General features: G+C 70.9%; 12 protein-coding genes. 5 read left to right on the top strand and 7 right to left on the bottom strand.

Annotated elements, in window-relative coordinates:
• Positions 1 to 3: 3 nt before the first annotated feature.
• The gene (locus ABZ192_RS07875; RefSeq protein WP_356923648.1) at positions 4 to 567 is read right to left on the bottom strand and encodes a CGNR zinc finger domain-containing protein; all 564 of its coding nucleotides are present in this window, start codon (positions 565 to 567) and stop codon (positions 4 to 6) included.
• A gap of 157 nt (positions 568 to 724) precedes the next feature.
• On the opposite strand from ABZ192_RS07875, the gene ABZ192_RS07870 reads away from it, so the two are divergent.
• Positions 725 to 1,231: a DUF6624 domain-containing protein gene (locus ABZ192_RS07870; RefSeq protein WP_356923647.1), complete on the top strand. Its 507-nt coding sequence runs from the start codon at positions 725 to 727 to the stop codon at positions 1,229 to 1,231.
• Positions 1,232 to 1,291: 60 nt separating this feature from the next.
• Here the strand turns inward: ABZ192_RS07870 and ABZ192_RS07865 are convergent, their stop codons facing one another.
• From ABZ192_RS07865 to ABZ192_RS07840, 6 genes are all read right to left on the bottom strand, one after another.
• Complete coding sequence (locus tag ABZ192_RS07865; protein ID WP_356923646.1) at positions 1,292 to 2,503, bottom strand: FAD-dependent oxidoreductase; 1,212 nt, start codon at positions 2,501 to 2,503, stop codon at positions 1,292 to 1,294.
• A 122-nt stretch (positions 2,504 to 2,625) separates the two neighbouring features.
• The gene (locus ABZ192_RS07860) at positions 2,626 to 3,570 is read right to left on the bottom strand and encodes an RNA polymerase sigma-70 factor (protein WP_356923645.1); all 945 of its coding nucleotides are present in this window, start codon (positions 3,568 to 3,570) and stop codon (positions 2,626 to 2,628) included.
• A gap of 19 nt (positions 3,571 to 3,589) precedes the next feature.
• On the bottom strand, positions 3,590 to 4,594 hold the full coding sequence (locus tag ABZ192_RS07855; protein WP_356923644.1) for a TAXI family TRAP transporter solute-binding subunit: 1,005 nt from the start codon (positions 4,592 to 4,594) through the stop codon (positions 3,590 to 3,592).
• Entirely contained in the window at positions 4,591 to 5,982 is a 1,392-nt protein-coding gene (locus ABZ192_RS07850; RefSeq protein ID WP_356923643.1) for a HAMP domain-containing sensor histidine kinase, read from the bottom strand. Before ABZ192_RS07850 ends, ABZ192_RS07855 begins: the two co-directional genes overlap by 4 nt.
• A gap of 27 nt (positions 5,983 to 6,009) precedes the next feature.
• On the bottom strand, positions 6,010 to 6,669 hold the full coding sequence (locus ABZ192_RS07845) for a response regulator transcription factor (RefSeq protein WP_356923642.1): 660 nt from the start codon (positions 6,667 to 6,669) through the stop codon (positions 6,010 to 6,012).
• A gap of 20 nt (positions 6,670 to 6,689) precedes the next feature.
• Positions 6,690 to 8,039, bottom strand: coding sequence for an MFS transporter (locus tag ABZ192_RS07840; RefSeq protein WP_356923641.1), 1,350 nt, complete (start codon positions 8,037 to 8,039; stop codon positions 6,690 to 6,692).
• Positions 8,040 to 8,208: 169 nt separating this feature from the next.
• On the opposite strand from ABZ192_RS07840, the gene nshR reads away from it, so the two are divergent.
• The 4 genes from nshR to ABZ192_RS07820 all read left to right on the top strand — a co-directional run bounded on the left by nshR (position 8,209) and on the right by ABZ192_RS07820 (position 17,066).
• Positions 8,209 to 9,018: an NshR/TsnR family 23S rRNA methyltransferase gene (gene nshR / locus ABZ192_RS07835; protein ID WP_356923640.1), complete on the top strand. Its 810-nt coding sequence runs from the start codon at positions 8,209 to 8,211 to the stop codon at positions 9,016 to 9,018.
• A 720-nt stretch (positions 9,019 to 9,738) separates the two neighbouring features.
• Positions 9,739 to 12,918 carry an EAL domain-containing protein gene (locus ABZ192_RS07830; protein ID WP_356923639.1) on the top strand — a complete coding sequence of 1,060 codons (3,180 nt, stop codon included), beginning with the start codon at positions 9,739 to 9,741 and terminating at the stop codon, positions 12,916 to 12,918.
• 72 nt (positions 12,919 to 12,990) lie between these two features.
• Positions 12,991 to 16,281 (top strand): amino acid adenylation domain-containing protein, encoded by a 3,291-nt coding sequence (locus tag ABZ192_RS07825; RefSeq protein WP_356923638.1) that lies wholly within the window; start codon positions 12,991 to 12,993, stop codon positions 16,279 to 16,281.
• Entirely contained in the window at positions 16,278 to 17,066 is a 789-nt protein-coding gene (locus ABZ192_RS07820; RefSeq protein ID WP_356923637.1) for a leucyl/phenylalanyl-tRNA--protein transferase, read from the top strand. Before ABZ192_RS07825 ends, ABZ192_RS07820 begins: the two co-directional genes overlap by 4 nt.
• Positions 17,067 to 17,230: the final 164 nt, after the last annotated feature.

The raw sequence follows: 17,230 nt of genomic DNA, 5'->3' as shown, positions 1-17,230 counted from the left end.
TCGTCAGTCCGAGGCCGCCACGGGGGCCGTCTTCTTACGGGCGCGGTACGCGGCCGCCTTGATCCTGTTGCCGCAGGAGTCCATCCCGCACCACTGCCGTCGCATGCCCCGCGAGCGGTCGAGGTAGACGCGGGTGCACTCAGGGTTGCCGCACTCCTTGAGCAGGGGCACGTCCGGCCCGCTCAGGAGCTCGACGGCGTGGCGCGCCACCATGGAGAGGGCTTCGTCCGGCGTCGCCTGCGTCCACCGGCCCGCCGGGGTGAGCTGCGGCACCGCGGGCGGCATGCGTGCCGCGTCGTTCACGAGGGTCAGCGCCGTCCCGTCGTACGCCTCGCCGAGCCTACGGGCGGTGACCAACTGGTAGATCGCTTCCCGTACGGCCTTGGCCTGCTCGACATCGGCCTCCCGGGCCGGGGAGACCGCGTCGACGATGCCCGATTCCACGTACCAGGCGTCCAGCCTGTCCGGCGTCGCCCACATCTCGAAGCGCACCGAACGGCGTGCCTGGAGGGTGGCGGCGAAGTCGAGTGCCGGGTTCCCGCATACGAAGACATGGTCGAGGTTCACCTCGCCATTGTGCCGATGACGGCACCGGGGAGAGATCCATTGTCGCGCGCCGAGCAGGCGCCTGTCACCGTTCTTCAGAATGATCTTTACGTCCGTTATGTGCCCATAGGGTTGCGGTGAACAAGCGCAACACCCCGACCAGGAGAGGGAGTTGACAGTGGCGTACGACGTTGCCGCACTGGCCGAGGAGCTCACCGCCATGGCCGCAGCCGATCACCGGGCCTCGGTCCAGGCCAACAGCGATGACCCCGCCGAACAGCTGGCGTGGCGCCGGCTGACCGCACGGCACGGTGACCGGCTCAGCGAGATCATGGACGAGTACGGCTGGCCGACGGCGGACGTGGTCGGCGAGGAAGCCGCCCGCGCCGCCTGGCTGATCGCCCAGCACGCCGACCGGCAGCTCGACGTCCAGCGGCGCGCCCTGCGGCTCATGGAGCAGGCGGTGTCGGCCGGCTCGGCCGGCCCGCGCGAGCTGGCCTTTCTGCGCGACCGCACCCTGGTCAACGAGGGCCGCAACCAGATCTACGGCACCCAGATCGCCGGTGTGAAGGACGGAGCGCCGGTCCCGTGGCCCTGCGAAGAGCCCGAGCGCATGGACGAACGCCGCGTCGAAGTCGGCATCGAGCCCTTCGACGAGTACGTGGCCAAGTTCGCCCTGACCTGACGCCCGTCGGGCCGTCGCCTCGGGCGTCAGGTCGCCGCGCGCGTCAGGTTGCCCTGCGCGTCAGGCCGCCGTGCCGACCGGCGAGCTCGCCCGGGCCGGCTGCCGTACGACGTGACGCCGGCGGGCCGGCAGGCCGAGCATCGGGTGGGCGACGCCCCAGGCCGCCCCCTTGCAGACCAGTTCCTTGTAGACGGCGGCGAGCCGGCCCGTCAGCGCCGCCCGGACGGCGCGGTCGTCGGCGGTGACGTACTGGATCAGGCCTTCCCGGCGGCCCAGCGAGACGCACTGGTTGAAGTAGCGCAGCGGCGCGTTCGGGAGCTTCCCGCCGGTCAGGCGGGCCGCGATGGCGTCGGCGGCCTGCCACGCCATGGGTGTGCCGGAGGCGCACGACATCCGCAGCGGCTTGTCGCCCGGGCCCATGGCCAGGGCCGCGTCGCCGATGGCGTACACGTCCGGGTGCGAGACCGAGCGCATGGTCTCGTCGACCACGATCCGGCCGGTGTCGGTGACGTCCAGGGTGGTGGCCTTCGCGATCGGGTGGACGGCGAAGCCGGTGGTCCACACGGTGACCGCGGCCGGGATCGTCACGCCGCCGGCCGTGGTGACCCGGTCGGCCTCGACGCCGGTGACCATGGCGTGCTCGTGGACGGTGATGCCGAGCTTGCCGAAGACCTTCCGCAGGTGCCCGCGCCCCTTGGGTGAGAGCCAGTCGCCGAGTTCGCCGCGGGCGGCGAGGGCGACGTCGAGATCCGGGCGCGCCTCGGCGATCTCGGTCGCGGCCTCCAGGCCGGTGAGTCCACCGCCGACCACGACCACGGACTCTCCGGCGTCCAGGCGGGCCAGACGCTCGCGCAGCCGCAGTGCGCCGGGCCGGCCGGCGATCTGGTGGGCGTGCTCGGCCGCGCCGGGGACGCCCTGGTCGTTCCAGCCGCTGCCGAGGGCGTACACGAGGGTGTCGTACTCCAGTTCCTCGGCCTCCGGCCCGCCGGGGCCGTTCGCGTCGACGACGGTCACGGCCTTGCGGTCGACGTCGACACCGGTGACCTTCGCGAGCTTCAGTACGACGCCGGTGCCCGCGAACATCTCGCCGAGCGGCCGGGGACGGAGGTCCTGGCCCGTCGCGACCTGGTGCATCCGGACCCGCTCGACGAAGTCGGGCTCGGCGTTGACGAGGGTGATGGCGACGTCTTCACGGTGCAGCCGCCTGGCGAGGCGGCCGGCGGCGATGGCTCCGGTGTAGCCGGCTCCGAGGACGACGATGCGGTGCTGCATTTTCCGGGCTCCTGTCTTGAGCGGGACTCGCCCCCTGAACCGGGCGGCCCGCTGTTTCCTGACAGGAATGCGGTGTGAAGCAGGTCACATCATGGTCGGCAGGGTCGGAAGACTCGGCAGGATCAGAAGACCGTGAGCAGGGGATCGCCGTGGTCGGAGGCCGCCCAGAGCCTGGTCGCGCGTTCGAGCTTGTCGGGGTTGACCTGGCTGCGGAACGCGGCGATGCCCTCGGCGGTGACCTCCAGGCACATGACGCCGATGACCCGGCCGTCGAGGACCACTACGAGGGCCGGGTCGCCGTTGGCGGTCGTGGCGTAGACGTCGGGCGATCCGCCGACCAGGTCACGCTTGGCCTTGCCGGGCTTGAACAGGCCCCGCATGAACTTCGCGACCGCGAGGGCGCCCTCGAAGGCCCTGGCGCGGGCCGGGACCTTCCCGCCGCCGTCGCCGACCGCGATGGCGTCCTGGGTGAGCAGCCGCACGAGCGGCTCGGTCCGGCCGCTGGTGGCGGCCGCGAGGAACTCCTCGACGATCCGCCGCGCGGCGGCCTCGTCGACCTCGGTGCGGGCCCTGCCCTGCGCGACGTGCTTCTTGGCGCGGTGGAAGATCTGCTGACTGGCGGCCTCGGTGATGTCGAGGACCTCGGCGATCTCCCGGTGCGGGTAGTCGAACGCCTCCCGCAGGACGTACACCGCCCGCTCGTTGGGGGAGAGGCGCTCCAGCAGGGCGAGGACCGCGAACGAGAGCGATTCACGCTGTTCGGCGGTGTCGGCCGGACCGAGCATCGGGTCCCCGGCGAGCACCGGCTCGGGCAGCCACTGGCCCACGTAGGTCTCCCGCCGCGCGCGGGCCGAGGTGAGCTGGTTGAGACACAGGTTGGTGAGCACCTTCGTCAGCCAGGCCTCGGGGACCTCGATGCGGTCGACGTCGGCGGCCTGCCAGCGCAGGAAGGTCTCCTGTACGGCGTCCTCGGCCTCGCTCGCGGAACCGAGGAGCCGGTAGGCGATGGCCTCCAGGCGGGGCCTGGCTGCCTCGAACCGGTCCACGTCGTTCATGGTCAGGGCCATGACCAGGATCCTAGCGTTGCTAGCCGTGCAGTTCCCGGTAGGCGGCGACCGCCCCTGGGTGCAGGGGGACGGCGCCGGTGGAGATCAGGCTGCGGACGTCGAGGAACTGGGTGCCGAGCGCCGGGGCGGGGACGAGGCGGGTGGCCCGGCGGACCAGGACGCGGGTGAGGGCGGCGGCGACGGGGGAGGGGAGGCCGGGGCGGCACAGCAGCAGGTTGGCGACGCCGATGGTGGGCACCTCGGGGGTCCCGCGGTACGCCCCGGCGGGCACCGTCACCGCCTCCAGGCCCGACCCCTCCGGGCCGAGGCCGGCGCGCAACCGGGGCAGCAGGCCGGACAGGGGCAGCAGGCGGATGCCGGGGCGGGTGTCGAGCCCGGACAGCACGGGGAGCGGTACGCCCCCCGCGACCAGCAGGGCGTCGATCGCGCCGGCCCGCATCGCGCGGGCCGCCTCGGGCATCAGCAGATGCCGGACCTGTACGTCGGTGCCGGGGGTCAGGCCCGCGACCCGCAGCAGACGGTCGCCGAGCACGGCACCGCCGGACGCGGGCGCGCCCAGGGAGACGGTGCGGCCCGCCAGGTCGGACACGCTGTGGAGGGGCGCCTCGGCGCGCACGGCCAGCTGGACGTAGTTCTCGTAGACCCTGCCGATCGCGCGCAGCGGGACGCGGTGGCCGAACGGCGTGGTGCCGCCGTACGCCGCCCACGCGATGTCCGACAGGGCCAGCGCCACGTCGGCCCGGCGGGCCCGGAGCAGCCGTACGTTGGCCACGCTGCCCTCGCTGTGGACCACCTCGCAGGACAGCTGGGGGTAGGCGGCCGTCACCTGGGCCGCGAGCAGTCGGCCGAAGGCCGCGTAGAACCCGTCGGTCTCGCCGGTCGCGATCCTCAGCTCTCCCTGCGGGCCACTGTCCGCGCGCCGCGCGTCCGCCACCGCGGAGCCCGCGAGCAGGCCGGTGCCCGCCGCGCCGAGTACGGCGCGCAGCACGGTGCGGCGGGGCGTGGGGCGGGCGGGGCCGCTCATGCCGCGTGCCCCTTCGGGAGGACGACCCGGACGCGCAGGCCGTGCGGTTCGGCCGCCGTGAACTCCACGTGCCCGGCATGACCGGCCACCAGCCGCTCGGCGATCGCCAGGCCGAGGCCACTGCCGCGTACCTCCCGGTGGCGGTCCGAGCGCCAGAAGCGGGTGCCCGCCCGGGGGAGTTCGCCGGTGTCCAGGCCCGGTCCGTCGTCCCGCACCTCGAACACCGCGTCCGCGCCCTCGGTGAAGCAGCGTGCTTCCACGCGGGCGCCGCTCCCCGCGTACTTGATCGCGTTGTCGAAGAGGATGTCGGCCACCTGGGCCAGCTCCCCCTCAGGGCAGGCCATGGGGACGGCAGGACCGGGGACGAACCCCAGGCGGACACCGGCCTGTTCGGCCACCGGCTGCCACAGCCGGACCTGCGCCGCGGCGACCGCCGTCGCCTCGCAGTCCGCTTCCCGCGCGTCCGTGACGGCCAGCTCACCGGCGCGGTGCTCGGCGTTCGCCAGCGTGAGCAGGTCGTCGAGGAGGTGCTCCATGCGTTCGAGTTCGGACGTCACCCCGGTGTAGGTGCGGCCGGCGGAGGTGCGCAGATGGGGCTGGAGCGAGTCGATGCGCAGCCGCAGGGCGGCCAGGGGGTTGCGCAGCTGGTGCGAGGTGTCGGCGACGAGCCGGCGCTGCTGTTCCAGCGCGGTGGTGACCGCGTCGGCCATGCGGTTGAAGCCGGTGGCCAGCTGGCGCAGCTCCGGCGGGCCGCCCGCCCGCGCGTGCTCGGGTGGCAGTCCGGCGGCCAGGGTGCCGACCGCGCGGTCGAGACGGTGCAGCGGCCGTACGACCCACCGCGTGGCCCGGCGGGCGAGCAGCACACAGGCCACGGCGAACAGACCGGCGCCGGCCAGCACCAGCGCCCACCGCAGGGCGATGTCGTCCGCGGCGGCCCGTACCGAGGCCCGCAGCACCACGGCGCCGGACACCCTGGTGCCGGTGCCCGCGGGCCGGGCGAGCAGCCGGTCGGCCCGGGACCAGGGCCGTAGCGTGCCCCCGGGTGAGACGGGCTGGTTGCGCAGCGCCGCGTCGACGAGCCGGGCGACGGCCGGGTCGGCGGCGCGCAGGCCGCCCGTCTGCACCAGGGGGGCGCGGCGGGCGTCGACGACCACGACGGCCTCGCCGTAGAGGGCGGTGTAGCGGCGGACGTCGGCCGTGAGCGCGCCGGTGTCGTCGCTCTCGGCGGCCTGCTCGGCCAGCCCGGCGAAACGGTCGAGATCGGCGGTGCGCGCCGCGACGAGCTGCTGGGTGCGCTGCGCGGCGGTGACGGCCAGCAGCGGGACGGCGAAGCCGGCCACGGCGAGGACCACGAAGGCCAGGACCACGGTGAGGACACGGGTGCGCATGAACAGGGCCTGCCGTCCGTGACCGGCTCAGTCGCCGAAGCGGTAGCCGAAGCCGCGGATGGTGGTCAGCACCTCGGGGCGGCCGAGCTTGGCCCGCACCTGGGTCAGGTGCACGTCGAGCGAGCGGGACACGGCGAGGAAGGCGTCGCCCCACACCTCGTCCATCAGCTGCTGGCGGCTGACCGCCGTGCCGGCCCGGGCCGCCAGCGCGGCGAGGACCTCGAACTCCTTGGCGGTGAGCCGCACCTCGGCGCCGCCGACCGTCACCCGGCGCGCGTCGAGGTCGACCTCGACGTCACCGACGCGGACGACGCGCGACGCCGGGGCGGCGGGTGCCGTGGCGCGGCGGCTGACGGCCTCGATACGGGCCAGCAGTTCGGCCAGCCGGACCGGCTTGACCAGGTAGTCGTCGGCGCCGAGCCGCAGACCGCGTACCACCGACCGTTCGTCGCCCCGCGCGGTGAGCACCACCACCGGCAGGGCACTGACCGCGCGCAGTTTGCGCAGCACCTCCAGGCCGTCCAGGTCGGGCAGGCCGAGGTCGAGCAGCAGCAGGTCCGCCTGCCGGTGGCGGGCGAGCACGTCCTCCCCGCGCAGTACCCGGGCCGGCAGGTGGCCGTTGTCGTAGAGCGCCTCGGTCAGCGCGCCCGCCACACCGTCGTCGTCCTCGGCCAGCAGCACCCGCACGGTCGCCTCCTTCCCGCTCGTCAGCCGCGAGACCGGGAATCGTCCTCGTCCAGCGGCGACGCGTCGGAGGTCTCGCGCATCCGAATGTAGACGAGCAGCGAGATCAGGACACAGGCGGTGACGTAGTAGAAGTACCAGTTCTCGTGTCCGGCGTTCTTGAACCAGAGGGCGACGTACTCGGCGGTGCCGCCGAACACGGCCACGGTCAGCGCGTACGGCAGGCCGACGCCGAGCGCCCGGATCGAGGTGGGGAACAGCTCGGCCTTCACCACCGCGCTGATCGAGGTGTACAGGGAACTGACGGCCAGCGGCCCGACCATCAGCAGGAACGCGTACACGGGGTCGCTGGTGTGCGACAGCAGGGTCAGCGAGGGCACCACCACCACGGTGCCCAGCACCCCGAACGCGATCAGCAGGGGACGCCGCCCCACCCGGTCGGAGAGCAGGCCCATGACCGGCTGGAGGACGACGAACACGAGCAGCGCGAAGAAGTTGATCCAGGCCGCCGTGGGCTTGGCGATGCCGCTGGTGTTGACCATGAACTTCTGCAGGTAGGTGGTGTACGTGTAGAAGAACAGCGTGCCGCCCATGGTCAGCCCGACGACGACGAGGCACTGCCGCGGGTAGGACAGCAGCAGCCGCAGGCTGCCGCGGGCCGGGCCGCTGCGCTCCTGCTCGCCTTCCGACGCGGCACGCTCAAAGCTCTCGGACTCGTCCATGCCGCGCCGCAGCCACAGCACGACCACCGCCCCCGCGGCGCCGACGACGAAGGCTACCCGCCAGCCCCAGGACTCCATCTGCGCGGGGCTGAGCAACTGCTGCAGCACGATCTGCAGGCCGAGCGCGGTCAGCTGGCCGGCGATGAGGGTGACGTACTGGAAGCTGGAGTAGTAGCCGCGGCGGCCGGGCGAGGCGACCTCGGACATGTAGGTGGCGGAGGTCGAGTACTCACCGCCCACCGACAGACCTTGCAGCAGCCGCGCGGTGACCAGGAGGACCGGCGCGGCGACCCCGATCGAACCGTACGACGGGGTGAGCGCGACGATCAGCGAACCGGCCGCCATGAGCGTCACGGACAGCGTCAGCGCCGAGCGGCGGCCACGGCGGTCGGCGTACCGGCCCAGGACCCAGCCGCCGATCGGCCGCATCAGGAAGCCGACGGCGAACACCGCGGCGGTGTTCAGGAGCTGCGCGGTCTGGTCGCCGGAGGGAAAGAAGACGGAGGCGAAGTAGACGCTGAAGGCGGTGTACGCGTACCAGTCGTACCACTCGATCAGATTGCCGATCGATCCGCGCACGATGTTGCTGACGACCCTGCGTTCGTCGCGGCGCGGTTTCCGCGCACGCTCGGCGGTGGTCTGTGTGGCCATCGGAACTCCCTTGTCTGCGGCCCGGGAGCACACAGAGTCGACGGCGCGAACAGCGTCGCTCAATGCCGGGAGCCAAGTCCTTACAGTCCCTTAGGGCTCGGGCACGTCGGGAGTTGAGATCTTGCTATCGTGAACCGCGCGGCCTCGAACGGGGAAGAACAGGACGATCATGACTGAGCTGGACATCATCGACAACCCGTCCGATCCGGCGGTGCAGCGGATCATCGACGTCACCAAGCCGTCGCGATCCAACATCAAGACGACCTTGATCGAGGACGTCGAGCCGCTGACGCACAGCATCGCGGCCGGGGTGGAGTTCATCGAGGTCTACGGCAGCGACAGCGGTCCTTTTCCGCCCGAGTTGCTGGAGTTGTGCAGGCGGCAGAACATTCCGGTCCGCCTCATCGACTCCTCGATCGTCAACCAGCTGTTCAAGGGCGAGCGGAAGGCCAAGACGTTCGGCATCGCCCGCGTCCCCCGCCCGGCCAGGTTCAGCGACATCGCGAGCCGGAGCGGGGACGTCGTCGTTCTCGACGGGGTGAAGATCGTCGGCAACATCGGGGCGATCGTGCGGACGTCGCTCGCGCTCGGAGCGTCGGGGATCATCCTGGTCGACAGCGATATCACCAGCATCGCGGACCGGCGGCTGCAACGGGCCAGCCGGGGTTACGTCTTCTCGCTTCCCGTGGTCCTCTCCGGCCGCGAGGAGGCCATCGACTTCATCCGGGACAGCGGCATGAAGCTGATGACACTCAAGGCCGACGGCGACATTTCCGTGAAGCAACTCGGGGACAGCCCCGACCGGTTGGCCCTGCTGTTCGGCAGCGAAAAGGGCGGGCCTTCCGACCTGTTCGAGAAGGCGTCCTCGGCCTCGGTCTCGATCCCCATGATGAGCTCGACGGAGTCCCTCAACGTGTCCGTCTCTCTCGGCATCGCGCTGCACGAGAGGATCGACAGGAACCTCGCGGCCAACCGCTGAGCGTTCGTCAGTGGTGACCACCTCACACGGCAGGGATCACCACTGACGGATCGAGGCACGCCGATTCACCGGCAGGGCCCGCGGCGGACACCTCCTCGAAGACGCGGCCGCCGCACCCGGCAGGGAGCCCCTCCTCGGTCGTCGGCACACAGCGAATCGCCCAGCTCCGGGGAGGTCCGCGATCCCCGCCGCGGCACCCAGGCATTCCTCGAACGAACTCGCCTGCTGGCTGATCAAAGGCACCTGACGGGGTGGACTGGCGGTCTGCCTGTGGCGGAGAAGGTCCGGCGGTAATCGGAAGCATGGGACTCCACGCTCCGTCAGTGACCGATCGTCGCTGGCCTGGACCGGTCCGGTTTCCGCGTCCTCCATTTTCACGCATGTCGCGGTATCTCGCGAGGTGACGCGGTAGCTCTCCGTGCGCGTGCGGGAAATGGCGATCTCGGTAAGCTGGATGGAGGACACGTCGATATCTCGGTGTAGAAGGAGCCCGCACAACGGCGACCGTGTATACCGCAGACGGAGTATACCGGCGACGTGCATACCGGAAATCGTGTTCCGGGGCGACCAGGGCACCACCAGGGCCAGTCCCGGCCCGGGGCCCAGGGCCCGGGAAGTTGCCCTAATGTCAGCCCGGCTCCCAAGGGCTTCTCCGCCGCGCGGTGTCGTTCGCCCAGCTCAGCCGGTCCGACACGTAGCCCTCTCAGGAGGTTAGTTGGGATGAACGCGCGACTGCGAAGCCAGGCTGCGATGGCCGCCGTCAGTTCATGCATCGTCGTGCTGACCGCGTTCTACTACGCATTTCCGGAAAAACGGCTGCTCTTCGTCGCCATTGGAGCGACCGGCGTCATCGGTATCGTCCTGGGTGTCTTTCTCAACCGCCCGGCGCATCGACTCCCCTGGCTGTTCCTCGCCGCGGGGAACTTCGCCTTCGCCGCAGGCCAAGCCACCCAGATCATCCTCATCGAGTTGCTCAACGAGGAGATCCCGTTCCCGTCGATAGCCGACGGCTTCTATCTCGCCGCATATCCGCTCTATGCGGCCGGGCTGCTGGGCTTCGTGCACTGGCGCACAGGTTGGCGCGACCGGGCGAGCCTCGTCGACGCGCTGACGCTGACAGTCGGCCTGGCGCTGCTGTCGTGGCTCTTCCTCATCGATCCGTACGCCCGCGCCGCGGGTCTGACCTGGTGGCAGAAGGCGTTCGCCATCGCATATCCGCTCGGCGACATCCTCGTCCTGGCGATGCTGCTGCGGCTGCTCGTCGGCCGTGGCGGCAAGAGCCCCGCGCTCATGCTGCTCACCGCGGGCACCCTCGGCCTGCTCACCGCCGACGTGCTGTACGGCCTGATCCAGCTGAACGGAACGTGGCGCACGGGTAGCGCGGTCGAACTCGGCTGGGCCGTCCTGTACGGCGCCTGGGCGGCCGCCGCGCTCCATCCGTCCATGCGCCGGCTGACGCAGCCGGTGGCATGGCGAGCCGAGACCCGCACGGGCCGGCTGAGCCTGCTCACCCTGGCGTCGCTGATCGCCCCGGCCATCCTCCTGACGGAGGCGCTGCGCGGCGTGAGGTCCAACGTCGGCGTCATCGGGGTCTTCTCCGCGGTGCTCTTCCTCCTCGTGCTCTACCGCCTGTCGGGGGTGGTGGCGACCCACCGGCGGGCGGTCTGCCGGGAGAAGGTGCTGCGCAACGCGGTGTCGTCGCTGGGCGGAGCGGGCGAGCTGCGGGATGTGGCCGCCTCCGTCCACTCCGCGGTGACGCAGCTGATGTCGCACGGGCCGCCGCGTTCCGCGCTGCTCACCCTGCCGGACAGCACGCTCTGGGTGAACGGGGCGCACAGCGCCCTGGGCAGGCCCATGGCCGCGCGGGCGACCGCAGCCGTACGGGAACTGATCGCGTCCGGCGAGAACCGCCTGGTGACCCTCGACGGTGTGGGGCCCGATCTTGCCGCCCATCTCACGGGCTCGGACAAGGAGCCGACCCGCACCAGCCACGCGCTGGTCTGCCCGCTCACCGCGCAGGATCACCCCTCGGGCGATCCACTGATCGGGATGCTGATCGTGGCCGGTGACGAGCAGGACCTGCTCGTGCTCCGCGACACGCTGGCGACTCTCGCCGCGCAGGCAGCACTTGCCGCGGTGCGGGTCACACTCGCCCAGGAGGTCAACCGGCGCAACAGCGAGATGTACTTCCGGACGCTGGTGCAGAACGCCTCCGACGTCATCCTGATCCTCGACGACGACGATCGAATCCGTTACGCCAGCCCCTCAGCGGACCAGGTGCTCGGCGTTCCGGACCTGGAGGGCACCCTCCTCGTCGATCTGGTGCCACCGCAGGACAGCCGCGCGGTGGTCGAGACACTCGGCCGGATACGGAGCGGCGAGTACCAGAGCAAGCGCGAGCACTGGCGTATGCTCCGCGCCGACCGGTCGTCCATCGAGGTCGAGGTCCGGTGGAGCGACCTGCGGGAGGAGGCGACCGTCGGTGGAGTGGTGCTCACCCTGCAGGACGTGACCGAACAGCGCAAACTCGAACGCGAACTCACCCACCAGGCGTTCCACGACTCGCTCACCAACCTGGCCAACCGCGTGCTCTTCCAGGACCGGGTCAACCACGCCCTGGCGCAGGCTCAGCGCGACGGCACGGTGGTCGGTGTGCTCTTCCTCGACGTGGACGACTTCAAGGTCATCAACGACATACACGGCCACAATGTGGGCGACGAACTCCTGGTCGCGCTGTCACTCCGGCTGCAGACCGCCGTCCGTGCCTCCGACACCGCCGCGCGCATCGGCGGCGACGAGTTCGCACTGCTGGTGGAGGGCTCCGCCACGACGGAGGGCGTGGAGCGCTTCACCGAACACCTGATGAGCGTGTTCGCCGAGCCGTTCCGGCTCAGTGTGGGGCCGATGAGCACGTACGCCAGCATCGGCGTCGCGACGACGGAAGACAGCATCGACTCGGTCGAACTGCTGGCACACGCCGATCTCGCGCTGTACTCGGCGAAGATGGCGGGCAAGCGCCAGTGGCGCCGCTACCACCCGGAACTGCAGAGCGGCATGGCCGAGCGGGCCAATCTGCAGGAGGCTCTGGACAGTTCGACGATCGAGACGTCCTTCCTGGTGCTTTACCAGCCCATCGTGGAGCTGGCCAGCGGCCGGATCGCCGGCTTCGAGGCGCTCGTTCGCTGGCCGCACTCCACGCGCGGCATGGTGATGCCGGAGCAGTTCATCACGCTGGCCGAGGAGAGCGGGCAGATCGTCCCGCTCGGCGCGTGGGTGCTCGACCAGGCCTCGGCCGAGGCGGTCCGGTGGGAGGACTCCGTGCTGCGCGGCGGGGAGGCCGACCGCAACGTGCCTTACATCAGCGTGAACGTGTCGCCGCGTCAGTTCCGGGACGACGAGTTCTACAACGTGGTCCGGCGTGCCCTGGATCTCTCCGGCATCGCACCGTCGTCTCTCGTACTGGAACTGACCGAGAGCGTGCTGATGTACAACGACGAACGTATTCTGGCTGAGATGCATTCGCTCACGGACCTCGGTATCCGTATCGCGATCGACGATTTCGGGACGGGCTACTCGTCGCTGAGCTATCTGCGTGAGTTTCCGATCTCGGTACTCAAGATCGACAAGTCGTTCGTCGACGAACTCGGGCGCTCGCCGGAACAGTACGCCCTTGTCGAGGGCATCACGCATCTCGCGGACACCCTCGGCCTCACCGTTATCGCCGAAGGCGTGGAGAACGTGAGGCAGCAGGAAGCGCTGATCTCCATGGGCTGCCGGTTGGCTCAGGGGTACCTCTTCGCCGAACCGGTCAGCGCCGAGGAGGCGGAGCAACTCGTCCTCGCGCCGCCGCTCGGCCGCCTGGCCGCATTGCCCGTGAGGCCCGTGGACGGGGAGCGGTGATGGCGGCGGCCCTTTCCCGCTAGGGGTGCGGATCGTGCTCCGCGGGGCGCCGCGCGAAGGCAGGAGGCCCGAGTGACGGAGCATGAACACTTGCCGGCAGAGGCGGCTGCACCGTGCGTCGTGCTGCGCAACGACGAGGAGCAGTACGCGATCTGGCCCGTCGACCGCCGGATTCCGGCCGGGTGGCGTCGGATCGGCGGACCGGAGTCCGCCGCGTGGTGCTCGAGTCTGGTCGACCGCCTGTGGACCGACATGCGGCCCGCGAGCGCCCGAGCCGAGGGGCGGCCCCCGGAATCCTGGCCGAGCACCGTGCCCGAGCTGGTCCGGGAGCGGGCGCAGCGTGAGCCGTCCGCTCTCGCGGTGCTCTCGGACCACGGTCGGCTCAGCTACGCCGAGCTGAGCGGCCGCGCCGACCGGCTTGCCCACCGGTTGCGGGAGTCGGGCGCCGGCGCAGAGTCCGTCGTCACCGTGTGCCTCGACCGCGTGCCCGAGCTGATCGTCGCGCTGCTGGCGGTGCTGGGCTCCGGAGGGGCGTTCCTGCCCCTCGACCCGGCGACTCCCCGGCAACGGATGGTCGCACTGCTCGGGGAGACCGGTTCGCGCCTCATCGTCTCGAGCCGCGTGCACGCCCCGATGTTCGCCGGGTGCGAGGCGCGGATCGTCTACGCCGAACTCCCCGGAGAACCGGCCACGCAGGCGCCGCCGGAGGCACCGCGGCCGGCACACGGCACCCGGCCGGACGACCTCGCCTACGTGATCTACACCTCCGGATCCACCGGGCCCCCCAAGGGGGTGATGATCAGCCACCGATCGCTGGCTCACTCCCTCACCGCGGTGGCCCGGGCATACGAACTGACGCCCAGCGACCGGGTGCTGCACGCCGCGGCGCTCGGCTTCGACACCTCACTGGAGCAGATCTTCGCCACGCTGATCAGTGGCGCGACGCTCATCCTCGCGGGAACACCGACGTGGGCGCCCACCGATCTGCTGCGCCGCCTGCCCGAGCTCGGGGTCACCGTCGCCGACCTGCCCCCCGCCTACTGGCACCGGATCGTCTCCGTGGCGGACCGCGGCGAGATCCTCGCCTCGCTGAGGCTCGTCATCGTCGGCGGCGAGATCGTCACCGCGAAGGACTGCCGCGCCGTTCTGCGCCGGATCCCCGGCGCACGGCTCGTCAACGCCTACGGGCTCACCGAGACCACCATCACCTCCACGCTCTGCGACCTGAACCAGGAAGTGCTCGCCGCGCCGGACACCGCCGTCGCCCCGGTCGGCAGGCCCCTTGAGGGCAATCGTGTCCACGTGCTCGACGCCGAACTACGCCCGGTGGCGCCGGGTGAGCGCGGCGAGATCTACGTCGGCGGTCAGGGGCTGGCGCGTGGTGTCTGGCGGCAACCCGCCCTGACCGCCCGGCAGTTCCTGCCCGATCCGTACGGCTCCGCGCCGGGGGACCGGATGTATCGCACCGGGGACCTGGGCCGTTGGCGCTCGGACGGCAATCTGGAAGTCCTGGGCCGGATCGACGACCAGATGAAGATCCGCGGGTTCAGGGTCGACCCGGCCGAGGTCGAGGCCGCGCTCGTCTCCCGCCCGGAGATCGGCCAGGCGATGGTGGTGGCCAGGACACGCGAGAACGGCGACCGGGATCTGATCGCGTACTACACGCAGGCCTCGCCGCCGCCGGCCGGCGGCGAGGCGGCGCTGCGCGCACGGCTGCGGTCGGCACTCGCCGAGGTCCTGCCGGGCTACATGATCCCGGCGGCCTTTCACGCGGTGGAACGGCTGCCCGTCGCGCCCAGCGGAAAGCTCGACCGCAGGGCCGTGCCGCAGTCCGCGACCGCGGCGACGACGGCCGGTGCCGACGACCGTCCCGTGCCGCAAGGGCTGGCCCAGCTGTGGTGTCAGATCCTGGGTGTCGACTACGTCCGTCCGCACGACGACTTCTTCGAGCTGGGCGGCAACTCGCTGCTGGCCATGGAGATGCTCGCCCGGACCCGTGTCATATTCGGCATCGGAGTCACACAGATCCGTGACCTGACCCGTTCACTGCTGCGGCAGCCGATGCTCGCCGCGTTCACCGAGTCCGTTCGCCAGGCACGTGCCGGCACACTGACCCATCCGGAGGGCGGGAGCGTCGACTTCGCCTCGGAGACCGATCGGCGCGTCCCGGCGGTGGGCCGTGACGCGCCGATTCCCGATCACCGGCACCCCGGTGACGTCCTTCTCACCGGGGCGACGGGATTCTGCGGCGCGTACATGATCGACGAGTTGCTGCGCAGCACGACGGGCCGGATCCTCTGCCTCGTCAGGGCCTCGGACGAGCAGCACGGCATGGAGATGATCCGCTCGAGCCACCAGCGGTACGTCCTCAGCGATCTGGCCAGCGCGCGCGTCCAGCCGGTCGTCGGCGACCTGGGCAAGCCCGGACTGGGGCTGCCTCCCGGCCGGTTCGAGGAGCTGGGATCAACCGTCGACGCCGTCTACCACTTCGGCGCCCAGGTCAACTTCATCTACCCGTATCACGAGTTGCGGGCGGTCAACGTCGACGGAACATACGAGATCATCCGCCTCGCCGCCGACAGGGCCGTCCCCGTCCACTTCGCCTCCACCATGGCGGTGCTCGCCGGATTCGGGCCGGCCGGGGTGCGCGAGGTGACCGAGAGCACGCCCCTGGGCTTCCCGGAATATCTGTCGGTGGGATACGTGGAGACGAAGTGGGTCGCCGAGGCGCTGCTGAAGAAGGCATCCGACGCGGGCTTGCCGGTCGCCGTCTACCGCCTGATGGACATCACGGGCGGCAGCGGCACGGGCCTGATGAACACCAGCAGCGAAATGGCCGCCCTCATCAGCTTCATCGCGCGGACCGGTCTGTGCCCTGACGTCCGGCTGCCGCTGGACTTCCTGCCGGCCGACCGCCTCGCCCGCGCGATCGGACACATCTCCACCCGCCAACCCGTGCGCGGTGAGGTCTACCACCTCACCAACCCCCGTCCCACGCTGCTGGATTCGCTGGCCGAGCGCATGCGCCAGCGGGGATATCCGGTGCAGAAGATCCCCTACGCCGAGTGGATCGCCGCTCTGGTGAAGTACGCGGCCGGGCACCCCACCGACGCGATCACACCGTTCGTCCCGCTCTTCGTCGACCTGTGCCATCACGCCGACATCACCGTGAGCGAGATGTACTTCGAGGGCGTTTTCCCGGAGTTCACCCGCACCAACGCGGAACGGGCACTGGTGGCCGCCGGGATCGACATTCCGCCCGTGGACGCGGAGATGATGGACCGCTACATCCACTATCTCGAACAGCCCGAGCACGTCCGGCCGGTGAACAACCACCGAGGGCAGGGAGCGGCACGGTGGTGAGCCGATGCCCCGGCTGGGAGGCACTGGACGTGCTGACAGCGGCGCCCGACGGTCCGGTGGCCTTCTGCGCCGACCTCAGTCCTGCCGGCCTCCTGGCGGCGTACCGCGCCGGGGTCTATCCGTTCCCGGCATCCGACGAGTACACCCGCGCCCTCAACGAAGTGGTCTTCGCCGATCAGGTCCAGGAGGGCGGCGTCCTGCTCGTGGGGGAGGAATCGGCCGATCCCTTCGCCGTCTCCTGGTGGTCACCCGACCCCAGGCCGGTGCTGCCCGTCTCGGCTGCCCACCTGAGCCGGAGCCTCGCCCGGCGGCTGCGCAACCGGTTGCCGTGGTCGACCAGCCTGGACCGGGGGTTCGAGCGGGTCGTCCGCGAATGCCGCGACGACCGTGCCCCGCTCTGGCTCACCGACGAGCTGATCGCAAGCTTGATCCGCCTGCACGAACTGGGTCACGCTCACAGCGTCGAGGTGTGGGAGGGCGGCGATCTGATCGGCGGCGTCTTCGGCCTCAGGGTCGGACCGGTCTTCAGCATGGACTCGATGTTCTTCCGGCGTCCCGGCGCCTCGAAGGTCGCGGTGAGCGACCTCGCCGCGCGTTTCGCACAGGCCGGCGGCGAGCTGCTCGACGCGCAGCGGGACAGCCCGCACGTCCGCGACCTCGGCTGCGTACTCCTCCCGCGAGAGCAGTACGTGCGGTACCTCCGCCGGACCGCGCGCGACGGCCTGCCGATGCCGACCGCCACCTTGCCCGCACGCCGCCTCGCCCAGCCGGCGGAATCGCGCTGACCGTGTTCACCGCGCTGCCCGGCGGCCCCGGGCCCTGCTCGGCCGCCGTCCTCTGCCTGAGCCTGTCCGTCACAGTCTGTGATAGGTGGGGTGGTGTCCAGTGGGATCGGTGGGTCATATGCGGTGGAAATGCGTCAATGGTTCTAATTTGTGACTGACGGTCT

It is taken from the genome of Streptomyces sp. NPDC006235, assembly GCF_040613735.1.
Taxonomy (GTDB): Bacteria; Actinomycetota; Actinomycetes; order Streptomycetales; family Streptomycetaceae; genus Streptomyces.
This window is presented reverse-complemented; position numbering and strand designations above follow the sequence as displayed.

Bases quoted from the DNA above. Each gene is read 5' to 3' on its own strand.
- ABZ192_RS07865 (WP_356923646.1), bottom strand. From the start codon at position 2,503: ATGCAGCACCGCATCGTCGTCCTCGGAGCCGGCTACACCGGAGCCATC.
- ABZ192_RS07860 (WP_356923645.1), bottom strand. From the start codon at position 3,570: ATGGCCCTGACCATGAACGACGTGGACCGGTTCGAGGCAGCCAGGCCC.
- ABZ192_RS07855 (WP_356923644.1), bottom strand. From the start codon at position 4,594: ATGAGCGGCCCCGCCCGCCCCACGCCCCGCCGCACCGTGCTGCGCGCC.
- ABZ192_RS07850 (WP_356923643.1), bottom strand. From the start codon at position 5,982: ATGCGCACCCGTGTCCTCACCGTGGTCCTGGCCTTCGTGGTCCTCGCC.
- ABZ192_RS07840 (WP_356923641.1), bottom strand. From the start codon at position 8,039: ATGGCCACACAGACCACCGCCGAGCGTGCGCGGAAACCGCGCCGCGAC.
- nshR (WP_356923640.1), top strand. From the start codon at position 8,209: ATGACTGAGCTGGACATCATCGACAACCCGTCCGATCCGGCGGTGCAG.
- ABZ192_RS07830 (WP_356923639.1), top strand. From the start codon at position 9,739: ATGAACGCGCGACTGCGAAGCCAGGCTGCGATGGCCGCCGTCAGTTCA.